The sequence below is a fragment of the Mycobacterium sp. 1274761.0 genome (genome assembly GCF_001668615.1).
Lineage (GTDB): Bacteria > Actinomycetota > Actinomycetes > Mycobacteriales > Mycobacteriaceae > Mycobacterium.
On sequence record NZ_LZMC01000109.1, the window covers coordinates 1 to 21,107 of the forward strand.

Here is a 21,107-nt window from a genome sequence, read left to right on the forward strand (position 1 = left end):
CCGCGCCGCCGGGGGTCACCCCGGCCACCAGGAGATCGGCCCCGTAGACCGTGCTGGACGTCGCGACCGTCGCGCCGAAGCAGGTGGCGACGCTTCCGGCGCTGGGAAGCATCGCGGCGGCCGCACCACTGGCCGGTCGCTAGGGCAGGTGCCAGAAAACCCTGGTGACGAGGTAAAACACCATCACCCAAAACGCCAACGCGGCGGCGACGATGCCGATCCCTCGCCAGTTGTTCTTGGCGGCAGGCACATTCGGCGGCGGCCGCAGCCAGCGCTTGAGCAGCGGGTTGACGTAGTACGGCATGGTGACAAAGGTCATGACGAAGCTGGAGCAGAGGTTTCCGACGAGCAGATTGAGCCACAGTGGCATCTTCAACGGCCAAAACAGCAGCGACAGAAGCACCACCGTCGGGTAGAGGCCCACCCATACCGCGATCGACGTCTTGGTGGGTGACGGCGGCGACTCCTGGTTGCCGTCGGCGAAGGCGAACCAGCTGCCGAACGAGTTGTCGATGGTGCGCGAGTGGAAGTCGGCGAACTTCGCGCCCTCGGCGAGCAGGTGTTTGCGCTCATCGGAGACCAGCCACCGGTCGAGGTCGGCGGCGCTGTCATAACGGTACAGCGCGGTCCACTCCTCCTGTAGCCCGGCGACCGGGCGGAACAGCTCGGAGCCGCGGAATCCGGGAAATCTGCTCTCCGCCAGGCGGAGTCGGTCCTGCCACGCGAGGAACTCACCGACATCGTCGGGAGCCACGCGGTGGCTCACCGCCACCGTCACCAGCGGGTCGGGGTTCTGCGCCCCACCGCCGAGGATCTGCTGGGTGCCCGGGCCGTCGAAGTACTGCTGCCCTGCGGCTAGTCGCTCCTGGCGGGTGGCGCTGTTGAGCCAGGCCATGACATGGGGCACGGAGTCGAAGCGGTACACCACCACCCATTCGGGCTGCACCGTGGTCGGCGGATTGATCTCCGCGCCAAGGAAACCCGGATACTTGGACGCCTCGCGGTTGAGGTCTTTTTGCCATTCCTCGAAGGCCTGCTCAGAACCGGAATGGACCTTCTGCCCGATGATGATGGTGGCAGCGGTCAGCCGCGAAACGCCGGTGGAGTTGCCGATTTCCATCAGGTCACCGGAATCAGTTTGTCGGCTTGTACTCCGCAGAGCCTGCTGTAGATCCGCTCGGGGGTCAGGGGCAGTTCGCGATAGCGCACGCCGGTGGCGTCGTGCAGCGCATTGGCCAGAGCCGGCGCCACCGGGTTGACGTTCGACTCGGCAATTCCCTTGGCGCCCATGGGCCCTACCGAGTCGGTCGTCTCGACGACCAGCACCTCGGTGCGGGGGATGTCGGCGAAGGTGGGGATGCGGTAGTTGCGCAGGTTCGGGTTGATCATCGTGCCGGTGTCGTCGACGTGGAAGTTTTCGGTGAGGGCGAACCCGATGGCTTGGGCCACCCCGCCCTCGATCTGGCCCCGCACCTGAGCCGGATTGATGACAATGCCGGCGTCGGTGGCGTGCACGCTGTAGAGAATGCGGATCTCGCCGGTCACCCGATGCACGGCGATACGGAACCCGTGGGCGTTGGACGTCACGCTACGCGGTGATCCGTATGCCTTGCGCGACACCGAGAACCGCCGGCCGCGGTCCCGCGCCGCCGCGAGCAATTCCGCCAGCGGCACGGTGATATCGCCGCACTGGACGGCGTCGTGACCCAAAGTGCACTCCGTTACGGCGACGCCGGTGTGGCTGGCCGCGAAGCGCACGATGGCGTCGCGCAACGCAGTGGCGGCCCGCTGTACAGCGTTTCCCGAAACGAACAGCCCTGCGCTGGCGAACGCGCCGGTGTCGAAGCCGGTCTTGTCCGTGTCGGACTGCACCAGGTGCACCCGCGCCGGCGTCGTCCCCAGCACGGTCGCCGCGATCTGCACGTGGGCCGTGGACGTCCCCTCGCCGAATTCGACTGTGCCGACGGCGACCTCGTACGAGCCGTCGTCACGCAGCGACGCCCAGGCATCGGAGATGTGCTCGGTCGGCGGTGCGGTCTCATGGATGGAGCTGGCGGTGCCCGTGCCGATCAGCCACTCGTCATCCAGCGCGTGCCCGTTGGCGCTGCGTTGCATGGCTGCGTCCACCATGTCGATGCATGCGGTCAACCCGTCCTCGGTGAACGTGACGTCGTCGGGGTGTTCACCGATGGCCAGTAGCGCATCGCCCGGGCGGATCACGTTGCGCCGGCGCAACTCCATCGGGTCGAGATTCAGCGCCAGTGCGAGCTCGGTCATCGCGGATTCGACGGCGAAGGTCGGCTGCGTCATGCCGTACCCGCGCAACGCGCCGCCCGGCACGGTGTTCGTGTAGACCGAGTAGCCGTCGAACTTCTTGTTGGGGCACCGGTATTGCATCACCGCCGCGCCGCCGGCGAACAACGTCTCGCCGCCGTGGTTGCCGTAGGCGCCCGTGTTCGAGACGTTCCGGAACTGCAGTGCGGTCAGCGTGCCGTCGGCCTTGGCGCCGAGCTTGACGGTGATCTTCATGGAGTGTCGTGGCGAGGCGGTGGTGAACTCCTCCTCACGGGTGTACTCCCAGCAGACCGGCCGTCCGAGGTCGATCGTCGCCAGCGAGACGAGGTCTTCGGAGATCACTTCCTGCTTGCCGCCGAAGCCGCCGCCGACACGCTTGCAGAACACCCGCAGTTGATCGGGGCGCAGGTCGAACAGGTGCGAGAGCTTCAGCTTGCAGATCGACGGCGACTGTGAGCTGGTGCGGACGTTGAGCCGGCCGTCCTCCATCCACGCGATCGACCCGTGCGTCTCGAGGTGGGCGTGCTGAACACGGGGCGAGAAGTAGGTGCCCTCGTGGATCACGTCGGCCTCGGCGAAACCAGCTGCGGCGTCGCCGATCTCGCCGTGCAGCTCGATCAGGATGTTGTGTTCGGGATCATGGATGAACGGGTCGTGGGTGCCGTGCAGCTGCGGAGCGCCGTCCTTCATCGCCTCCTCAGGATCGAAAACGGCGGGCAGCACGTCGTAGGTGACCTCGACGCGTCGGCACCCCTCCTCGGCGGCCGCCACCGAATCGGCGACCACCGCGACGACACGCTGGCCAACGAACCGCACGACGTCGTCGAGGATCCTCGTGTCGTCCGGGTCCACCAGATGGTCGGTGTGACATGCCGTGTTGAAGCGCTTCTGCGGCACGTCCTTCCACGTGTAGACGCGGTGTACGCCCGGCACCGCAAGCGCGGCGGCCTTGTCGATCGAGACGATCCGCGCGTGCGCGTGCAGTGAGTGCAGCACCTTGAGATGCAGCGTGCCCGGCATGTCGGTGTCCATGGTGTACTCGGCGCGACCGGTGACGACGTCGGTGCCGGCCGGGGCGGCGACGCTGGTGCCCACCGCCTCGCCCGGAGCGGCTTCGGCGATCTCTGCCACGCCGTTGATGGCGTCTTCGATCGCGCGGTATCCCGTGCATCGGCAGAGGTTTCCCTTGAGCGCCCGGGGCAGGTCGCGCTTCTGCTCGTCGGTGAACGTCGCCGAGGTCATGATCATGCCCGCGGTGCAGAAGCCGCACTGGAAGCCGGGGGCGTCGCGGAACTGTCGCTGCAGCGGGTGCAAGTTCTGCGGTGTTCCGAGGCCTTCGATCGTGGTGATTTCGCGGCCCTCGGCGCGGAAAGCGGGGGTGATGCAGCTGTGCACGGGGACGCCGTCGAGCCATACCGTGCAGGCGCCGCAATCGCCTGCGTCGCAACCCTTTTTGACGCCGTACCAACCGAGTGCGCGGACGAATGTGCGCAGGCACTGGCCCGGGCGTGGCTGCTCGTCGAACGCCCTGCCGTTGACGGTATAGGTCATGCCAGCTGCTCCCTGATCTGCTCGGCGAAATGGCTGGCCAGATGCCGGCGGTGGGCGGGTGTGCCGTTCGGGTCGTCGAACCACACGTCGGCGGGAATCGCATCGATGTGACGGGCAAGCGTGTCGGCGTCGGGCACGGAATCGAAGGCCAGCCGGACGGGCCGCGTCGTACCCGCGGTGATGGTCAGCAGGAGGTCGCGTTCGCCCTGTGTCCCGATCATGAAGATGGTGGACCGGCCCAGATGTGTCAGGCTGAATCGCCTGTGGGCGTTGGGTTTCCGCAACGCGCTGGCCGGGATGGTCACCGTCCGCAGAAGTTCGCCCGGCGCCAGGACGTTCTGGTGGTTTCCGGTGACGAAGTCGGCCGCGTCGACCGAACGTTCGGATCCGTCGGTGGCCTGCAGCGTGTAGGTGGCTTCGAGGGCCACCGTCACGGTGATCATCGGGCCGGCGGGCAGCGACATGCAGATGTTGCCGCCGACGGTGGCGCTGTTCCAGACCTTGAACGACGCCAGGAAGGCCTCGCAGCTGGTCTGAAGCAGCGGCGCCGCGAGCCAGTCGCCGGGCGGCTGAAACTGGTAGAGGTCAGCCACCGTGCACATCGCGCCGATTTCCAGACCTGCGTTGGTGGCGTGCAACCCGTCCCAGCCGAGCGGCATCAGGTCGATGAGACGACAAACGTCAGGTTGCTGATCGGAAAACAGCCAGGTGCCGCCCGCCAGCCACGCGTCGCCCTCGCGCCAGTCGCTGCCCGGCTGCTCGGCGGGTCGGCGGACGACCTCGGTGACGGTGTTGATGTCCACGTCAAAGACCCTTCTGGCGATGGAAGGCCAAACGCCGGGTGTGCGCGCCGACGCCGCCGACTCTATCCAGTCGGCCCCGCGACCGCGGGTAATTGACACCTCCTGCGCGATTTGCCCGTTCAGCTCGTTCAGCACCGCCCCCGCGCGTCGAATCTGCGCACAGATCGCGATTTGGGGTGATTTCGTGATCTCTGCGCAGAGTCGGCGAAGGATGGGGTAGGGGTGGCGACGGACCCAGCCGCCGAAAAAAGGTAAAGTTGAGCGGAACAGACTCAACCTTGACGACGTTGAGCCTTACGACAAGCATTTTCTTCCAGACCTGAAGACGGAAACGGAGGTAGTCGTGGATTCGTTCAACCCGACGACCAAGACTCAGGCTGCGCTGACCGCGGCGTTGCAGGCGGCGACCACCGCCGGCAACCCGCAGATCATGCCTGCCCACCTGTTGATGGCACTGCTGACACAAAACGATGGCATTGCCGCCCCCTTGCTGGAGGCCGTCGGCGTCGAACCCGCGACTGTTCGCACCGAGACGCAACGGCTTCTCGACCGGCTGCCCAGCGCCAGCGGCGCCAGCAGCCAGCCGCAGCTGTCGCGCGAATCGATCGCCGCGATCAGCGCTGCGCAGAACCTGGCTACCGAGATGGACGACGAGTACGTCTCGACCGAGCACCTGATGGTCGGCCTGGCCGGGGGACTAGGCGGCTCGGCCGCCGCAGCCGACTCCGACGTCGCCAAGCTGCTCACCGGCCATGGCGCATCGCCGCAGGCGCTGCGCGAGGCGTTCGTCAAGGTGCGCGGCAGCGCCCGCGTCACAAACCCCGATCCCGAGGGCAGCTATCAGGCGCTGGAGAAGTACTCCACCGACCTGACCGCGCGGGCGCGCGAAGGCAAGCTCGACCCGGTCATCGGGCGCGACAACGAGATTCGGCGCGTCGTGCAGGTATTGAGCCGCCGCACCAAGAACAACCCGGTGTTGATCGGCGAGCCCGGCGTCGGCAAGACGGCGATCGTCGAGGGCCTGGCCCAGCGCATCATCGCCGGCGACGTGCCCGAGAGCCTGCGCGACAAGACCGTCGTCTCGTTGGACCTCGGCTCAATGGTCGCGGGCAGCAAGTACCGCGGCGAGTTCGAGGAACGGCTCAAGGCCGTCCTCGACGACATCAAGAACTCCGCCGGGCAGATCATCACGTTCATCGACGAGCTGCACACCATCGTCGGCGCCGGCGCGACCGGTGATTCGTCGATGGATGCGGGCAACATGATCAAGCCGATGCTTGCCCGCGGCGAGCTGCGCCTGGTCGGCGCCACCACGCTGGACGAGTACCGCAAGTACATCGAGAAGGACGCCGCGCTGGAGCGCCGCTTCCAGCAGGTGTTCGTCGGCGAGCCGTCGGTCGAGGACACCGTCGGCATCCTGCGTGGCCTCAAGGACCGCTATGAAGTGCACCACGGCGTGCGCATCACCGACTCCGCGCTGGTCGCGGCGGCCACGCTGAGTGACCGCTACATCACGTCCCGTTTCCTGCCGGACAAGGCCATCGACCTGGTCGACGAGGCCGCCAGCCGCTTGCGAATGGAGATCGACTCGCGGCCCGTCGAGATCGACGAAGTCGAACGGCTGGTGCGGCGGCTGGAGATCGAGGAGATGGCGCTCGCCAAAGAAACAGACGCAGCGTCCGTCGACAGGCTGGAGAAGCTGCGCGCCGAATTGGCCGACTACAAGGAGAAGCTGGCAGAACTCACCACGCGCTGGCAGAACGAGAAGAACGCCATCGACGTGGTCCGCGAGCTCAAGGAACAGCTCGAGCAGCTGCGCGGCGAGGCCGACCGCGCCGAGCGCGACGGCGACCTGGAGAAGGCCGCCGAGCTGCGTTACGGCCGAATCCCCGAAGCCGAGAAGAAGCTCGACGCGGCACTGCCGACCGCTCAAGCCCAAGAAGCTCAAATGCTCAAAGAAGAGGTCGGGCCCGACGACATCGCCGACGTGGTGTCAGCGTGGACCGGCATTCCCGCCGGGCGCATGCTCGAAGGCGAGACCGCCAAGCTGCTGCGGATGGAATCCGAGCTCGGCAAGCGCGTCGTCGGCCAGCGCAAGGCCGTGCAGGCGGTGTCCGATGCGGTGCGCCGGTCGCGCGCCGGTGTCGCTGATCCCAACCGGCCGACGGGCTCGTTCATGTTCCTCGGCCCCACCGGTGTCGGTAAGACTGAGCTGGCAAAGGCGTTGGCGGAGTTCCTGTTTGACGACGAGCGCGCGATGGTCCGCATCGACATGAGCGAGTACGGCGAAAAGCACTCGGTGGCCCGCCTGGTCGGTGCGCCTCCCGGATACGTCGGCTACGACCAGGGCGGTCAGCTGACCGAGGCGGTGCGACGGCGGCCGTACACGGTGATCCTGTTCGACGAGATCGAAAAGGCCCATCCCGACGTGTTCGACGTGCTGCTGCAGGTGCTCGACGAGGGCCGGTTGACCGACGGTCAGGGCCGCACGGTCGACTTCCGCAACACGATCCTGATCCTGACGTCCAACCTCGGCGCCGGCGGGTCGGAGGAGATGGTGATGGCCGCGGTGCGGTCGGCGTTCAAGCCGGAGTTCATCAACCGGCTCGACGACGTCATCATCTTCGACGGCCTCGAACCCGGTGAGCTCGTCGAGATCGTCGACATCCAGCTGCAGCAGCTGTCCAAGCGGCTGGCTCAGCGGCGGCTCACCCTCGAGGTGTCGCTGCCGGCCAAGCAGTGGCTGGCCCAGCGCGGGTTCGACCCGCTCTACGGCGCACGGCCGCTGCGGCGGCTCATCCAGCAGAGCATCGGCGACCAGCTCGCCAAGATGCTGCTGGCCGGCGAGATCCACGACGGCGACGTCGTACCGGTCAACGTCAGCGCCGACGGCGACTCGCTCGTCTTGGGCTAAGGGCTGTCAGGGCCGTATCTCGCCCAGCTCGAATTCGCGGGTCTGGGCGCCGGCGTCGATGATGGCCTGCAGCAGTTCGCGGGCTGCAGGCTGCGCGAGGGCCTGCCTGAACAGCTGGTCCTCGACGCGCAGGCCCGTCGCGACATCGCCGAGCGCCGCGTCGACCGCCCGTTTGGCGCAGGCGATGGCCGACGGGGGTGCCGACGCAATACGGGCCGCCAGCTTGTCGACGAAGGCAGGCAGCTGGTCGGTCGGCAAGGCCCGGTCGACATACCCCCACGCAGCAGCGGTCGCGGCGTCCACGTCGGACCCACTCAAGATGATTTCCAACGCCCTGCCCCGGCCGACCAGCCGGGGCAGGCGCTGCGTCCCGCCGCCGCCGGGGATGATTCCGACCGCGACCTCGGGCTGTCCGAAGCGTGCCGTCTCCAGCGCCGCATACCGCATGTCGAACGCCATCGCGAGTTCGCTGCCGCCGCCGCGGCAGACCCCTTCGATGACGGCGATCGTGGCCTTGGGCAGCGTCCGCACCTGCTCGGTCATCCCGTGAAACACCGACAGCGAATCGTGCAGCGAAATGTCGTCGGTAGGCAGGCCCATGATCAGCTCCACGTCGGCGTGGGCGATGAAGAACTCCGGATCCGCGGAATCGAGGATCAGCACCCGCACGTCGTCGTCGGCTGCGACCTGCGCGGTCAACCGGCCGATTTCGTCGATCAACGGCACATCGAGCAGGTTGATCGGCGGGTGGTCGATCGTCGCCCGGCAGATCCCGCCCGACAGGGCGATGTGCAGCAGCCGGTAGTCGTCATAGGCCTCGTCATTGAGCATGGCCAGACGCTATGTGACGCGGTTGTGATGCGGTTGAGTTCTGGAATAAGGCCGCGCTGCCAGTAGGCTAGGGGTAATGGTTCCGCTTTGGTTCACGCTGTCCGCACTCTGTTTCACAGGCGCGGCCGTGCTTCTGTACGTCGACATCGATCGTCGACGCGGCCTCGGCCGCCGCCGCAAGTCGTGGGCCAAGTCGCACGGCTTCGACTACGAGTACGAATCCGAAGACCTGATCAAGCGCTGGAAGCGCGGGGTCATCTCGACCGTCGGCGACGTCACCGCCAAAAACGTCGTGCTTGGCCAGATCCGCGGCGAGGCCGTGTTCATCTTCGACATCGAGGACGTCGCGACCGTCATCGCGCTGCACCGCAAGGTCGGCACGAACGTTGTCGTCGACCTGCGGCTCAAGGGCATCAAGGAGCCGCGCGAGAACGACATCTGGCTGCTCGGTGCCATCGGCCCGCGGATGGTCTACTCCACCAACCTTGACGCCGCCCGGCGCGCCTGCGACCGGCGCATGGTGACGTTCGCCCATACCGCGCCCGACTGCGCCGAGATCATGTGGAACGAGCAGAACTGGACGCTGGTGTCCATGCCCGTCACCAGCACGCGGGCCCAATGGGATGAAGGCCTGCGCACCGTGCGTCAGTACAACGACCTGCTGCGGGTGCTGCCCCCGATCCCGCAGGGGGCGACGGCTTCCAAGCAGCCGCGGCGAGCCGCCGCCCCCGGGCGTCCGGTCAAGCCCGCCCCCGCGGAGCCCCGCTACACCCAACCTGGTCCGCCACCACCGCGAAACGGCCGCCAGTCACCGCACTATCAGCGGTAAGTAACCTGTCCTGCATGCCGCGTCCCGTCGCTTTGATCACCGGACCGACATCCGGGCTTGGGACGGGTTTTGCCCGGCGCTACGCCATCGATGGCTACGACCTCGTGCTGGTGGCCCGCGACGTCGACCGCCTGGAACGGCTTGCCGCCGAACTGCGCGATGAGGCGGGCGCCGCCGTCGAGGTGATACCCGCTGACCTGGCCGCCGCCGCCGACCGCGCCAAGGTCGCCGACCGGCTGAGCGCCGGCGTGCAGGTGCTGGTCAACAACGCCGGCTTCGGCACCTCCGGCGAGTTCTGGGCGACGGACTTTTCCGTGCTGAAGTCGCAGTTGGACGTCAACGTCACCGCGGTCATGCAGCTGACCCACGCCGCGCTGCCGTCGATGCTGGACGCGGCCGCAGGCACCATCATCAACGTCGCCAGCGTCGCGGGCCTGTTGCCCGGCCGCGGCTCGACGTACTCCGCGTCCAAGGCATGGGTGGTGTCGTTCACCGAGGGGCTGGCCAACGGTCTGGTCGGCACAGGCGTCGGCGTGCATGCGTTGTGTCCCGGTTTCGTACGCACCGAATTCCACGAGCGGGCGGGGATCGAGATGGACGGCACCCCGTCGATCCTGTGGCTCGAGGTCGACGACGTCGTGCGCGACTGCCTGGCCGACGTCGCCAAGGACAACGTCGTCATCGTCCCCGGCATTCAGTACAAGGCGCTCACCACGGCGGGGCGGCTGGTGCCGCGAAACCTGGTGCGGCGCATCAACAAGACGGTGGCCAAGGGCCGTGGCCGCACCTGAGTCCTGGTGCGCGCGCTAATCGCCCTGCTGTCGGCGGCCCTCCTGCTCGTGACGTCGGCATGCTCTGGTGACGATGCGGACGCGCACCCGTATGCGGTCCAGGCCGCCAAGGTCGGCGAATCGCTGGCGGTTCTCGGCTGGAACATGTCGCTGGCCAACCTCCGCTTCGACGGCGACTATGTCCTCTTCGACATCGACGCGTCGCCCACCCAGCCCGACGGCCCGCACGCCGACCCCGCCGACATCCGCTTCGGCCTCTACGGCGCATTGGCACATCCGTTGGAGGCCAACGCAATCGGCGGCTGCCGCGATGTCACCGACCTAGCGATTCAGCCGGCGGCGGCTCCGACGCCGAACCGGCTGTCGGGCACGGCGTGCATCGGCCCGATGCGCGATCACTCGCAGGTGCGCGGCATCTACGTGTATTCGCCGAAGGACCGGATGGCGGGCACCACCGTCAGTTACGGCGCGGCCTACCCCGTCGGCGTCCCGCAGACCACCGACAGCGACACGGGCCTGTCGATCGCCACGACGAGCGCGGAGGGCTTCCGGGCCGACGGTGCCCAACTGGACCCGACCGCGCTCGGTGATCCGAACGCGTTCAACGGCAAGGGTTACATGCTGCTGGGCCTCGAAATCAACGGTGCCGCAGCACGATACCGCGACGATTCCGCCAAGCGCGGAGGTCCGCTGATGGTGCTCGTCGCGCCGAGCATGCCTGCGCCGGGGATCTCGCATGAGTGCGACATCTACGGTGCGTCGATGCTGGTGCTGCCCGACGCCGCGCTGGATGCGGTGTCTGTCCGGGCGTCTTTGTGCACGCAGGGTGAGATGAACGCCGCGCTGCTGTACGCGTCGGTGTCGCTGGTCGGCACGCACGCCGGTTTGTGGACCACCGATGGCTGACACGCCGGGGCCGACCGAATGGGGTGAATCACCGGGGGTCGGACCGTGGCAGGGCCCGCCGCCCGACGATCCCCGCTACGACCCGGCGCTGTTGCGCGACGGCGACACCCGCAACGTCGTCGACGCCTACCGTTACTGGACCCGCGAGGCGATCATCGCCGACATCGACGGCCGCCGCCACGCGCTGCACGTGGCGATCGAGAACTTCGGCAACGACGCCAACATCGGCGCTGTCGTGCGGACCGCCAACGCGTTCGCCGTCGACACCGTCCACATCGTCGGCCGCCGCCGGTGGAACCGCCGCGGTGCCATGGTGACCGACCGCTATCAGCGGCTGCGCCATCACGAGACGACCGCCGGCCTGTTGGCGTTCGCGGCCGAGGCCGGGCTGACGGTCGTCGCCGTGGACAACATCCCCGGCGCGCAGCGCCTCGAGCAGACCACGCTGCCGAGGGAGTGCCTGCTGGTGTTCGGGCAGGAGGGGCCCGGCATCACCGACGCCGCCAAGGCCGGTGCGGCGCTGACGGTGTCGATCGCGCAGTTCGGGTCGACACGCAGCATCAACGCCGGTGTGGCCGCGGGCATCGCGATGCACACCTGGATCGTTCACTGGGCCGATCTGTCCCGCGCATGGTAATGCGCGGGAGCGCCGACATCGCGCTGGCCTGGTAGGGCAGGATCGACCACATGGATCAGCTATGGGCGAACCGGGCGGCGAGCGCCGAAGCCGCCGTCGCCAAGCGCCATCTGAGACGGCTGTGGGGGTTGCCCGGCACTCAGCTGGGCATGGTCGGCTGGCCCGCCACCCGCAGGGACCTCTTCTTCGGGACCTGGCATTACTGGTGGCAGGCGCACCTGCTGGACAACCTTGTCGACGCGCAGCTGCGTGATCCGCAGCCGGAGCGCCTGACGAAGATCAAACGGCAGATCCGGTCACACCGCCTGCGTAACAACTTTTCCTGGGTCAACAGCTACTACGACGATATGGCCTGGCTGGCGCTGGCCATTGAACGCGCGGGCAGGCTCGCCGGCGTCGAGAAGCCCGGCGCATTGGAGAAACTGTGCGACCAGTTCGTCAACGCCTGGGTGCCCGAGGACGGCGGCGGCATCCCGTGGCGCAAGCAGGACCAGTTCTTCAATGCGCCGGCCAACGGGCCGGCGGCCATCTTCTTGGCGCGCTATGACGACCGGCTGCGGCGAGCTCAGCAGATGGCCGACTGGATCGACGAAACCCTGATCGATCCCGAGACGCATCTGGTGTTCGACGGCATTAAGGCCGGATCGATGGTGCGCGCGCAGTACACCTACTGCCAGGGCGTGGTCATCGGCCTCGAGACCGAGCTCGCCGCGCGCACCCAGGACGACGACCACGCGCAGCGGGTGCACCGGCTGGTCGCCGCCGTCGACAAGGAAATGGCGCCCGGCGGGGTGATCAAGGGCGCCGGCGGCGGTGACGGAGGGCTGTTCAACGGCATCCTGGCGCGGTATCTGGCGTTGGTGGTCACCTCGCTGCCGGAGAAGTCGCCGGACGACGCCGCCGCCAAAGACACCGCCCGCAGGATCGTGCTGGCCTCCGCACAGTCGGCGTGGGATTACCGGCAGACGGTCGAGGGCCTGCCGCTGTTCGGGCCGTTCTGGGACCGCAACGCCGAGTTGCCGAAAGCGGGCGGAGCGGAGGCCCAGTTCGTCGAAGGAGCGGTCAACTCATCGGCGATGCCCGAGCGCGACCTGTCGGTGCAGCTGTCGGGTTGGATGCTGATGGAGGCGGCGCACGCGATCACACAGGAGGACACACCGGCATGACCGCGCACGCGAGGAGCACAGAAAAAACCGCGCACGCGAGGAGCACAGAAAAAACCGCGCACGCGAGGAGCACAGAACAAACCGAGCCCGGGGGCTGGACACCGGACGACGAGACCGCCGAGCGCGCGAACCTCACCCGCTTCATGCGGTGGCTGGCCGACACCGGCCGCGGCGAGTTCGCCGACTACCCGCAGCTGCTTGCGAAGTCGCTCGACGACATCGCATGGTTTTGGGACGCGGTGTGGCACTTCTTCGACATCCGCGCATCGACCCCAGCCGAGACCGTGCTCGCCAGCAGGGAAATGCCTGGGGCGCAGTGGTTTCCGGGCGCGACGCTGAACTACGCGGTCGAGGCGTTCCGGCACGAGACCGACGAATACCCGGCGCTCGTGGTGGTCGGCGAGGACGGTTCGACGGAATGGTCGTGGGCGCGACTGCGGCAAGAGACCGCGGCGTTCGCGAACTATCTGCGCAGGCTTGGCGTCAAGCCGGGCGACCGGGTCGTCGGATACCTGCCCAACATCGGTGAAGCTGTCGCCGCCTTCCTCGGGGCGGCGAGTGTGGGGGCGACGTGGGCGGTCTGCAATCCCGACCTGGCCGTCGACGGCGTCGTCGCCCGGCTCGGCCAGCTCGAACCGGCGGTCCTTGTGGCCAGTGACGGCTCGGTCTATGCAGGCAAGCGCCATGACCGCAGCCGCGAGCTCGCCGAAATCCGGTCCAAGCTACCGACTTTGAAGGCGACGGTGTTGGTGCCGCGGCTCGGCAGCGAGTCTGCACCCGACGTGACGCCGTGGTCGGAGGTGCTCGCGCTTGATGCGCCGCTGGAGATCACCGCCGTGCCGTTCGCGCATCCGCTGTGGGTGTTGTTTTCCTCTGGCACCACGGGAACGCCGAAGGGCATCGTGCACGGCCACGGCGGCGTGGTGCTCGAGCATCTCAAGTACCTGAGCCTGCAGGCCGACCTCAAACCCGGCGAACGGTTCTGCTGGTATTCGACGACCAGCTGGATGATGTGGAACCTACTGGTGTCCGGGCTGCTGGTGGGCGCCACCGTGGTGTGCTACGACGGCAGCCCGACCTATCCGCAGACCGACGGGCTGTGGAAGGTGGTCGCCGATCACCGCGTCGAGCTGTTCGGCGCGGGCGCCGGTTACTTCCTGGGATGTGCGAAGGCGGAGCTGCAGCCGGGCAAGGACTATCAGCTCGATTCGGTGCGCGCGATCGGATCCACCGGTTCTCCGTTGCCCGCCTCAGGTTTTCGCTGGATCCAGGATGGCGTCGGCCGGCCGGTGCCCGTCATTTCGATGAGCGGCGGCACCGACGTGGTGACCGCGTTCATCGGCGGGTGTCCGCTGGTCCCCATCCGCGCCGGCGAGCTGAACGTGATCTGCCTCGGCGCCGACATCCAGGCGTGGACGGCCGCCGACACCCCGGTGGTGGGCGAGGCGGGCGAGCTGGTTATCACTCAGCCGATGCCGTCGATGCCGGTGTTCTTCTGGAACGACCCCGACGGCAGCCGCTACCGCAGCGCCTACTTCGACAAGTATCCAGGCGTATGGTGCCACGGCGACTGGATCACCATCACCGACCGCGATTCGGTTATGGTGCACGGTCGTTCGGACGCAACTCTGAACCGTCAGGGTGTTCGGATGGGCAGCGCGGAGATCTACAACGCGGTCGAAGCGCTCGCCGAGGTGCAGGATTGTCTGGTGGTGGGCGTCGAGCAGACCGACGGCGGGTATTGGATGCCGCTGTTCGTTCACCTCGCCGACGACGCCGAGCTCGACGACGCGATGCGCGACAAGATCAACACGGCGATCCGCCACGGCGCGTCGTCGCGTCACGTGCCCGACGACATTGTGGCCGTCCCCGGCATTCCGCGCACGATGACCGGTAAGCGCCTCGAGATTCCGATCAAGCGGATTCTGTTGGGCGCCAAGCCTGCCGACGTGGTGTCGCCGAGCGCCGTCGACAAGCCCGACATGCTTGCCGTCTTCGCGGAGCATACGCGGACGTGAGCGTCGACGCGGGAGACTCGAGCGTCAGCGGCTTCCCGCGCATCGTTCGGATGCTGCCCTCCCGCTTCAGCCGGGACTCGAAGACCAGCCGCTCAGGCGAAAACGGCGCAGCGGGCCTGCTGCTGCTGGCCGCCGTCATCGCGATCGCGTGGGCGAATTCGCCGTGGGCTCAGAGCTATTGGACGCTGCTGGACACCCACATCGGGCTCAGCTTCGGCGACGCGCATCTGGAGCTGACGGTCCAGCACCTGATCAACGACGGGTTGATGACGTTTTTCTTCTTCGTCGTCGGGCTGGAGGTGATGGGCGAGTTCACCATCGGGCAACTCACCGACCGCAGCCGGGCGATGGTGCCGGTGCTCGCGGCGGTCGCCGGTCTCGTCGTACCTGCACTGATCTTTCTGCTGATCAACGCGTCGAGTGACAACGCGAGCGCATGGGGCGTGGTGATCTCCACCGACACCGCGTTCCTGATCGGCGCGCTGGCCATCATCAATCCGAAATTTCCTGCGCGGCTGCGACTTTTCCTGCTGACGTTGGCCGTCGTCGACGATATCGGTGCGCTCTCGGTCATCGCGCTGTTCTATTCGCAGAACCTGCGGATCGGGCCGCTGCTGGCCGCCGCGGCGCTGATCGCGGCGATCGCGCTGGTGCGTTATCTGCCGGCGGGCCGCGGCCCCGCATACGCTGTGGCCGGGTTCGCGCTCTGGGTGGCGCTGTACATGGGCGGCGTGCACCCGACGCTGGCCGGCGTGGCGATCGCGCTGCTGATTCCGGTGTTCACCCCGGAACGCAGGCAGGTGGAGCAGACCGTCGAGTTGATCCGGGCGTTCCGCCAGTCGCCGAATTCCGAGTACGCCCGCGCGGCGAGCCGTGGGCTGCGCGAGTCCATTTCGATCAACGAGCGGCTGCAAACCGAATTCGGTCCCTACATCTCGTTCGTCGTGCTGCCGCTGTTCGCGTTGGTCAACGCCGGTGTCCGGTTGACCCCCGAAACCATGTCGGCGGCCATCCGGTCACCGCTGACATGGGGCATCATCGGCGGCCTCGTCGGTGGGAAGTTCATCGGGATCACGGGCGCCACCTGGCTGGTGTCGCGCCTTGGCTGGGGTCAGTTGGCGCCCGGCCTGACGCTGCGACGGATCGCAGGCGGCGCGGCGCTGTCCGGAATCGGTTTCACCATCTCGCTTTTCATCATCGACATCGCGATCGACGATCCACTGATCGCCGACGAGGCGCGAGTCGGTGTGCTGGCCGCTTCGCTTCTAGCGTTCGCGCTGGGCTGGGCCATCTTCACGGTCACCGATTGGATCAGCCCGCCGGAACCGGTGGGGCTCACCCTGGTTCGGCCGATCGACCCGGACCGCGACCACATCCGCGGAGATGTCGACGCGCCGCTGACCCTCGTCGAGTACGGCGATTTCGAGTGCCCGTTCTGCAGCCGCGCCACGGGGTCGATCGATCAAGTTCGCGAACATTTCGGCGACCAATTGCGCTATGTGTGGCGGCATCTGCCGCTGGAACGGGTGCACCCGCGCGCATTCGACGCGGCCCGCGCCAGCGAGGCGGCCGCACTGCAAGGGAAGTTCTGGGAGATGTCACGGGCGCTGTTCGCCCATTCCGAGGATCTGGAGTGGTCGGACATGTACCGCTACGCGGTCAGCATCGGTCTCGACATCGAACGGTTCGACAAGGACGTACGCGTGCACGCCGCCAAGGTGCTACACCATGTGCAGGACGACGCGCAGGACGCCGAGGTGATGGACCTCAACTCGACACCGACGTTCTTCGTCAACGGCAAGCGGCACAAGGGGCCGTGGGACGCCGCCAGCCTGATCCGTGCCCTGGAGGGCCGACATGCGTGACGTACTGGCCGAGTTGATGGCCGTGTGGGAAGCCGGTGGCACCGCGGGCCTCGGCACAGTCGTGCGCACCTTCCGGTCGGCGCCCAGGCCGCCCGGTGCTGCGATGGTGGTGGCGCCCGACGGCGCGGCGAGCGGATCGGTGTCGGGGGGCTGCGTCGAGGGCGCCGTCTATGAGCTGGCCAATGACGTTGTGCGCGAAGGCATCCCGAGGCTGGAACGCTATGGCGTCTCTGACGACGACGCCTTCGCCGTCGGGCTCACCTGCGGCGGCATCCTCGACGTCTTCGTCGAACCGGTCTCACGCACGACATTTCCGGAACTCGGCGCCGTCGCCGACGACATCACCAACCACCGCGCGGCCGCGGTGGCCACCGTCATCGCCCATCCCGATGCCGACCGGGTGGGGCGCCGGCTGATCGTCGGATCCGGTTCGCCGCGAGGGACTTTGGGTTCGGCGCGCGCAGATGCCGCCGTCGCGGACGACGCCGCTGGCTTGTTGGCCGTGGGGGAGAGCGAAGTGCTGACCTACGGGCCCGACGGTCAACGTCGCGGTGTGGGCATGGAGGTGTTCGTGGCCAGCTACGCGCCGCGGCCGCGCATGCTGATCTTTGGCGCCATCGATTTCGCGGCAGCGCTGGCTAAGCAGGGGTCGCTGCTCGGCTTCCGGGTCACGGTGTGCGACGCCCGGCCGGTGTTCGCGACGCGGGCCCGGTTCCCGACCGCCGATGAGGTCGTCGTCGAATGGCCGAACCGGTATCTGGCCGCCCAGAGCGAGGCCGGTGAGATCGACGGCCGCACGGTGATCTGCGTGCTCACCCACGACCCGAAGTTCGACGTTCCGCTGTTGGAGGTGGCGCTGCGGCTGCCCGAGGTCGGCTACGTCGGTGCGATGGGATCACGCCGCACGCACACCGACCGGATGGCCAGGTTGCGCGGGGCCGGCGTCACGGATTCCGAACTGGCCCGGCTCGCGAGCCCCATCGGTCTGGATCTCGGCGCCCGCACCCCCGAGGAGACCGCGGTGTCGATCGCCGCAGAGATCATCGCCAGGCGCTGGGGCGGCGGCGGCCGCCCACTCAATGAGGTCGACGGCCGCATCCACCACAAAGGTGGCCGCTGGCCCGGTTGATCAGTGAGACTCAGAGGCAATGAGCAGGCTCTACCACTACGTCGTGTCCCGACACGTCGAAGCGACGCCCGACACCGTCTGGAAGGTCGTCTCCGACCACACCGGAATGGCGCAATGGACGCCGTTCCGCAAAGCCATACTTGAAAAGCCGGGTACACCACACCCAAATGGGGTCGGCGCGATTCGTTCGCTGCACCTGTTCGGGCCGCCCACTCGTGAGGAGGTCATCGAATTCGACCCACCTCGGCGTCTGCGCTACCGCCTGCTGTCTGGATTGCCATTTCGCGACTACATCGGCGAGGTCACTATTGAACCCGAAGGAGTGGGTAGCCGGCTTTCAACCGACATACGCTTCTGCACACGCATACCGGGAACCCAGATATTCGGGCCCGTCGCCATCCGCATCGCCACACGCGCAGCGGCACGCGTTGCCGAAACGCGTGCAACGTCAAGATAACTGGCCGCCTGGTTCCACGGTCTCGGCGCTCTCGGCGATGAGGAGTCAACCGCGGAGGATCTCGAGCGGAATCGGTGTCGCGCACTCCTTTTGATGCGGCCGGCATTGCGGTCGAGTTGTCTTCTTCACTCGTGTGGGGCGCTTGGCCTTTTGAGCCGGATACACCGGCGACGTCATACTCAAGCGGGTGGGATGGGCTGGTCATCGTCGCGTGGGCCGAAGAAGCCGAGACGCTCGACCACGTGCTCGACCGGCACGGGTGACCAATCCCATGCGGCGATCTGGCGCCGTGAACGACGACTATGCATGGCGCGAAGTAGTTCGTACCCGTCGACTCGAAGTACTGTCGTTGGTTCCCCTGAACCGAAATTCCACTGCTGTCCTTCGTCATCGCGGATTAACAGAGTGCTGCTGCGGTGGAGCCGTTTCCGGAGGAAAAGCGTCATGGCATCGAGTAACGGATTCCAGTGCTCGCGGTCGACACGCGCAAGTCCGAAAGCCTCGTGCAGGTCTGACTCGTGGCAGATGACATCTGCGGCGATGTTGGGTCCGAAGATCTGTTCTTCGGTCAGAGTGGACTCCGCCGCCGGGCCGATGCGTTCCCACTCGTCGAGCAGCTCACCCACCGGGCGATGCCGTCGTTCAGCGACATGACGCGCCGTCCACTGTTCACCGGGAGCTCCGTCCACCCGTCCGCTGGCGGCATCGGCGCTACAACCCACTAGATGTGCCAGCAGTTCATGCGCGGTCCATCGGGGCGTTGCGGGTACGGGGGCCTGCAGCTGCTCGTCGCATAGTGTCGCGGCCAGCCCGGCGACCCGGGTCCGCGCCTGGCGATACATGATGTCAAGCATTTCCACCGTCCTGTCCATGAGATGGATCGTCGGGAAACCAGCGTTGCCGCGGCCCCTCATCGTTCCGAGCCGACAGGCACCGTCTGTTTCCACACGAGACGCGACCGTACCTCAATCTTAAGAAAGTTAAGAGAAACTTGTGGTAACAATAAGATGCGGGCGGAGGTACGGACGCACCCTCACGGCCTCTGAACGCCGTTAATCCTCGGCCGGCGCCACCGGGTGAGCATCCGCGGCGCGGGCGGCCTTCCGTCGCTTGTACCACTCGACGATCATCGGGGTGATCGAGGCGAGCGCGATGAGGATGAAGATCGGCTCGAGCAGTTTCTGGATGATCTCGAACTGGCCCAGCCCGTACCCGAGCAGGATCAGGCCGACGCCCCACACGAGCGCGCCGACGACATTGAACAGGGTGAAGACCGCGTAGCCCATCCGGGCGGCGCCCGCGGTGATGGGAGCCAGCGTCCGCACGATCGGCACGAAGCGGGCGATCACGATTGCAAACGGCCCCCGCTGTTCGAAGAAGGCGTGTGCCTCGTCCAGGTAGCGCTGTTTGAGGATGCGAGCGCTGGGCCTGAACATGTGCGTGCCGACGTACCGGCCGATGAAGTAGCCCACCTGCCCGCCGAGGACAGCGGCGATCGGGACGAAGACCAGCAGTTGCCACAGTTGAAAATCGGCCTCGCCGGCCGCCGCCGTCCCCGCGGCCAGCATGCCCGCCACAAACAGCAGCGTGTCGCCGGGCAGCACGGGGAACAGCACACCGGATTCGATGAAGATCACCACCAGCACGCCGATCAGTGCCCAGGCCCCGAAGTAGCCGATGAGCTTGATCGGGTCAAGGAACTCCGGCATCAACATCACCGTCGTGGTGGTGGTCATGGCTCCCCAAGATACCGGCGGGCCCTCGAGACGCTGCTGAGCGCGTCTGCTCTTGAGATACTGCAGATGGAGCCCGAACAGCGAGAGGACAGGCCCATGCCCGTCGCCACCCCCGAGGTCTATGCCGAGATGCTGGCCCGCGCCAAGGCGCACTCGTATGCCTTTCCCGCGATCAACTGCACGTCGTCGGAGACAATCAATGCCGCGCTGAAGGGATTCGCCGACGCGGGTAGCGACGGAATCATCCAGTTCTCGACCGGCGGCGCGGAATTCGGCTCGGGCCTGGGCGTCAAGGACATGGTCACCGGGGCGGTGGCCCTGGCCGAGTTCGCCCACGTCGTCGCAGAGCGTTACCCGATAACGGTTGCGCTGCACACCGACCACTGTCCGAAGGGCAAACTCGACACCTACGTGCGGCCACTGCTGGCGATCTCGCAGAAGCGGGTGGCCGACGGCGGCAACCCGCTCATCCAGTCGCACATGTGGGATGGCTCGGCGGTGCCCATCGACGAGAACCTGTCCATCGCCAAGGAACTGTTGGCCGATGCGGCCGCGGCCAAGATCGTTTTGGAGATCGAGATCGGTGTCGTGGGTGGCGAGGAGGACGGCGTCGAGGCCGAGATCAACGAAAAGCTTTACACCACACCGGAGGATTTCGAGAAGACGATCGAGGCGCTAGGTGCGGGCGAACACGGCCATTATCTGCTCGCAGCGACGTTCGGCAACGTGCACGGGGTGTACAAGCCGGGCAACGTCAAACTCCGTCCCGACATCCTGGCCCAAGGCCAGAAGGTGGCGGCCGCCAAGCTCGGATTATCCGATGACGCAAAGCCTTTCGACTTCGTTTTCCACGGCGGCTCGGGATCGCTGAAGTCGGAGATCGAGGAGTCGCTGAGCTACGGCGTGGTCAAGATGAACGTCGACACCGACACGCAGTACGCGTTCACCCGCCCAGTCGCGGGCCATATGTTCAGCAATTACGACGGGGTGCTCAAGGTCGACGGCGAAGTCGGCAACAAGAAGGTTTACGACCCGCGCAGCTACATGAAGAAGGCCGAGGCCGCCATGGCCGAGCGTGTCGTCGAGGCGTGCAACGACCTGCACAGTGCGGGCCGGAGTGTGTCAGCCGGCTGAGCCGGCAATCGAGTCCCGCCGGCTGAGCCGGCAATCGAGTCCCGC

Annotated in this window: 17 protein-coding genes; 11 read left to right on the top strand and 6 right to left on the bottom strand. The window is 66.9% G+C overall.

All coding sequences use genetic code 11. From position 1 onward, the window contains the following. Window positions 1-139 precede the first annotated feature (139 nt). From A5651_RS21990 to A5651_RS22000, 3 genes are read right to left on the bottom strand one after another with little or no spacing between them, the layout of a single operon-like run. Window positions 140-1,120 carry an antibiotic biosynthesis monooxygenase gene (locus A5651_RS21990; RefSeq protein WP_066986041.1) on the bottom strand — a complete coding sequence of 327 codons (981 nt, stop codon included), beginning with the start codon at window positions 1,118-1,120 and terminating at the stop codon, window positions 140-142. Then, window positions 1,120-3,846, bottom strand: a complete 2,727-nt coding sequence (locus A5651_RS21995) for a molybdopterin-dependent oxidoreductase (RefSeq protein WP_066986044.1) — start codon at window positions 3,844-3,846, stop codon at window positions 1,120-1,122. The genes A5651_RS21990 and A5651_RS21995 overlap by 1 nt, the downstream gene beginning before the upstream one ends. After that, complete coding sequence (locus A5651_RS22000) at window positions 3,843-4,649, bottom strand: xanthine dehydrogenase family protein subunit M (RefSeq protein WP_066986584.1); 807 nt, start codon at window positions 4,647-4,649, stop codon at window positions 3,843-3,845. The genes A5651_RS21995 and A5651_RS22000 overlap by 4 nt, the downstream gene beginning before the upstream one ends. Window positions 4,650-4,992: 343 nt before the next feature. Between A5651_RS22000 and clpB the strand changes: the two genes are divergently transcribed. Further along, window positions 4,993-7,563 carry an ATP-dependent chaperone ClpB gene (gene clpB / locus A5651_RS22005; RefSeq protein ID WP_066986047.1) on the top strand — a complete coding sequence of 857 codons (2,571 nt, stop codon included), beginning with the start codon at window positions 4,993-4,995 and terminating at the stop codon, window positions 7,561-7,563. Window positions 7,564-7,569: 6 nt separating this feature from the next. Here clpB and A5651_RS22010 read toward each other — a convergent pair whose 3' ends face one another. Continuing rightward, window positions 7,570-8,394, bottom strand: coding sequence for an enoyl-CoA hydratase/isomerase family protein (locus A5651_RS22010; protein ID WP_066986049.1), 825 nt, complete (start codon window positions 8,392-8,394; stop codon window positions 7,570-7,572). Between the two features lie 76 nt (window positions 8,395-8,470). On the opposite strand from A5651_RS22010, the gene ttfA reads away from it, so the two are divergent. The 9 genes from ttfA to A5651_RS22055 are packed head-to-tail and all read left to right on the top strand — an operon-like array spanning window position 8,471 to window position 18,192. After that, window positions 8,471-9,223: a trehalose monomycolate transport factor TtfA gene (gene ttfA, locus A5651_RS22015; RefSeq protein ID WP_066986052.1), complete on the top strand. Its 753-nt coding sequence runs from the start codon at window positions 8,471-8,473 to the stop codon at window positions 9,221-9,223. A 14-nt stretch (window positions 9,224-9,237) separates the two neighbouring features. Beyond that, the gene (locus A5651_RS22020; RefSeq protein WP_066986054.1) at window positions 9,238-10,014 is read left to right on the top strand and encodes an SDR family oxidoreductase; all 777 of its coding nucleotides are present in this window, start codon (window positions 9,238-9,240) and stop codon (window positions 10,012-10,014) included. 6 nt (window positions 10,015-10,020) lie between these two features. Beyond that, window positions 10,021-10,920, top strand: a complete 900-nt coding sequence (locus A5651_RS22025) for a hypothetical protein (protein ID WP_066986057.1) — start codon at window positions 10,021-10,023, stop codon at window positions 10,918-10,920. Further along, a complete protein-coding gene (locus tag A5651_RS22030) occupies window positions 10,913-11,557 on the top strand; it encodes an RNA methyltransferase (RefSeq protein ID WP_066986060.1) in 645 nt (214 codons plus the stop codon). Before A5651_RS22025 ends, A5651_RS22030 begins: the two co-directional genes overlap by 8 nt. Before the next feature lie 50 nt (window positions 11,558-11,607). Continuing rightward, complete coding sequence (locus tag A5651_RS22035) at window positions 11,608-12,723, top strand: glycoside hydrolase family 76 protein (protein ID WP_066986062.1); 1,116 nt, start codon at window positions 11,608-11,610, stop codon at window positions 12,721-12,723. Further along, entirely contained in the window at window positions 12,720-14,741 is a 2,022-nt protein-coding gene (locus A5651_RS22040) for an acetoacetate--CoA ligase (protein ID WP_082943915.1), read from the top strand. The genes A5651_RS22035 and A5651_RS22040 overlap by 4 nt, the downstream gene beginning before the upstream one ends. 50 nt (window positions 14,742-14,791) lie before the next feature. After that, window positions 14,792-16,606: a Na+/H+ antiporter NhaA gene (nhaA, locus tag A5651_RS22045; RefSeq protein WP_066986587.1), complete on the top strand. Its 1,815-nt coding sequence runs from the start codon at window positions 14,792-14,794 to the stop codon at window positions 16,604-16,606. Then, entirely contained in the window at window positions 16,599-17,735 is a 1,137-nt protein-coding gene (locus A5651_RS22050) for an XdhC family protein (protein WP_066986065.1), read from the top strand. The genes nhaA and A5651_RS22050 overlap by 8 nt, the downstream gene beginning before the upstream one ends. Before the next feature lie 19 nt (window positions 17,736-17,754). Continuing rightward, complete coding sequence (locus A5651_RS22055; protein WP_066986068.1) at window positions 17,755-18,192, top strand: SRPBCC family protein; 438 nt, start codon at window positions 17,755-17,757, stop codon at window positions 18,190-18,192. Between the two features lie 179 nt (window positions 18,193-18,371). On the opposite strand, the gene A5651_RS22060 is transcribed toward A5651_RS22055, so the two are convergent. Together A5651_RS22060 and A5651_RS22065 are read right to left on the bottom strand one after the other, a co-directional pair. After that, window positions 18,372-19,064 (bottom strand): maleylpyruvate isomerase family mycothiol-dependent enzyme, encoded by a 693-nt coding sequence (locus A5651_RS22060; RefSeq protein WP_231988787.1) that lies wholly within the window; start codon window positions 19,062-19,064, stop codon window positions 18,372-18,374. A 180-nt stretch (window positions 19,065-19,244) separates the two neighbouring features. Further along, window positions 19,245-19,928 carry a VTT domain-containing protein gene (locus A5651_RS22065; RefSeq protein WP_066986071.1) on the bottom strand — a complete coding sequence of 228 codons (684 nt, stop codon included), beginning with the start codon at window positions 19,926-19,928 and terminating at the stop codon, window positions 19,245-19,247. Between the two features lie 96 nt (window positions 19,929-20,024). On the opposite strand from A5651_RS22065, the gene fbaA reads away from it, so the two are divergent. Further along, entirely contained in the window at window positions 20,025-21,062 is a 1,038-nt protein-coding gene (gene fbaA / locus A5651_RS22070; protein WP_066986593.1) for a class II fructose-bisphosphate aldolase, read from the top strand. Window positions 21,063-21,107: the final 45 nt, after the last annotated feature.

Coding starts and splice junctions, on each gene's coding strand:
- A5651_RS22055 (WP_066986068.1), top strand. CDS start 17,755: ATGAGCAGGCTCTACCACTACGTCGTGTCCCGACACGTCGAAGCGACG.
- A5651_RS21990 (WP_066986041.1), bottom strand. CDS start 1,120: ATGGAAATCGGCAACTCCACCGGCGTTTCGCGGCTGACCGCTGCCACC.
- ttfA (WP_066986052.1), top strand. CDS start 8,471: ATGGTTCCGCTTTGGTTCACGCTGTCCGCACTCTGTTTCACAGGCGCG.
- A5651_RS22030 (WP_066986060.1), top strand. CDS start 10,913: ATGGCTGACACGCCGGGGCCGACCGAATGGGGTGAATCACCGGGGGTC.
- A5651_RS22035 (WP_066986062.1), top strand. CDS start 11,608: ATGGATCAGCTATGGGCGAACCGGGCGGCGAGCGCCGAAGCCGCCGTC.
- A5651_RS22065 (WP_066986071.1), bottom strand. CDS start 19,928: ATGACCACCACCACGACGGTGATGTTGATGCCGGAGTTCCTTGACCCG.
- A5651_RS22010 (WP_066986049.1), bottom strand. CDS start 8,394: ATGCTCAATGACGAGGCCTATGACGACTACCGGCTGCTGCACATCGCC.
- A5651_RS21995 (WP_066986044.1), bottom strand. CDS start 3,846: ATGACCTATACCGTCAACGGCAGGGCGTTCGACGAGCAGCCACGCCCG.
- A5651_RS22050 (WP_066986065.1), top strand. CDS start 16,599: ATGCGTGACGTACTGGCCGAGTTGATGGCCGTGTGGGAAGCCGGTGGC.
- A5651_RS22060 (WP_231988787.1), bottom strand. CDS start 19,064: ATGGACAGGACGGTGGAAATGCTTGACATCATGTATCGCCAGGCGCGG.
- fbaA (WP_066986593.1), top strand. CDS start 20,025: ATGCCCGTCGCCACCCCCGAGGTCTATGCCGAGATGCTGGCCCGCGCC.
- A5651_RS22020 (WP_066986054.1), top strand. CDS start 9,238: ATGCCGCGTCCCGTCGCTTTGATCACCGGACCGACATCCGGGCTTGGG.
- nhaA (WP_066986587.1), top strand. CDS start 14,792: ATGCTGCCCTCCCGCTTCAGCCGGGACTCGAAGACCAGCCGCTCAGGC.
- A5651_RS22040 (WP_082943915.1), top strand. CDS start 12,720: ATGACCGCGCACGCGAGGAGCACAGAAAAAACCGCGCACGCGAGGAGC.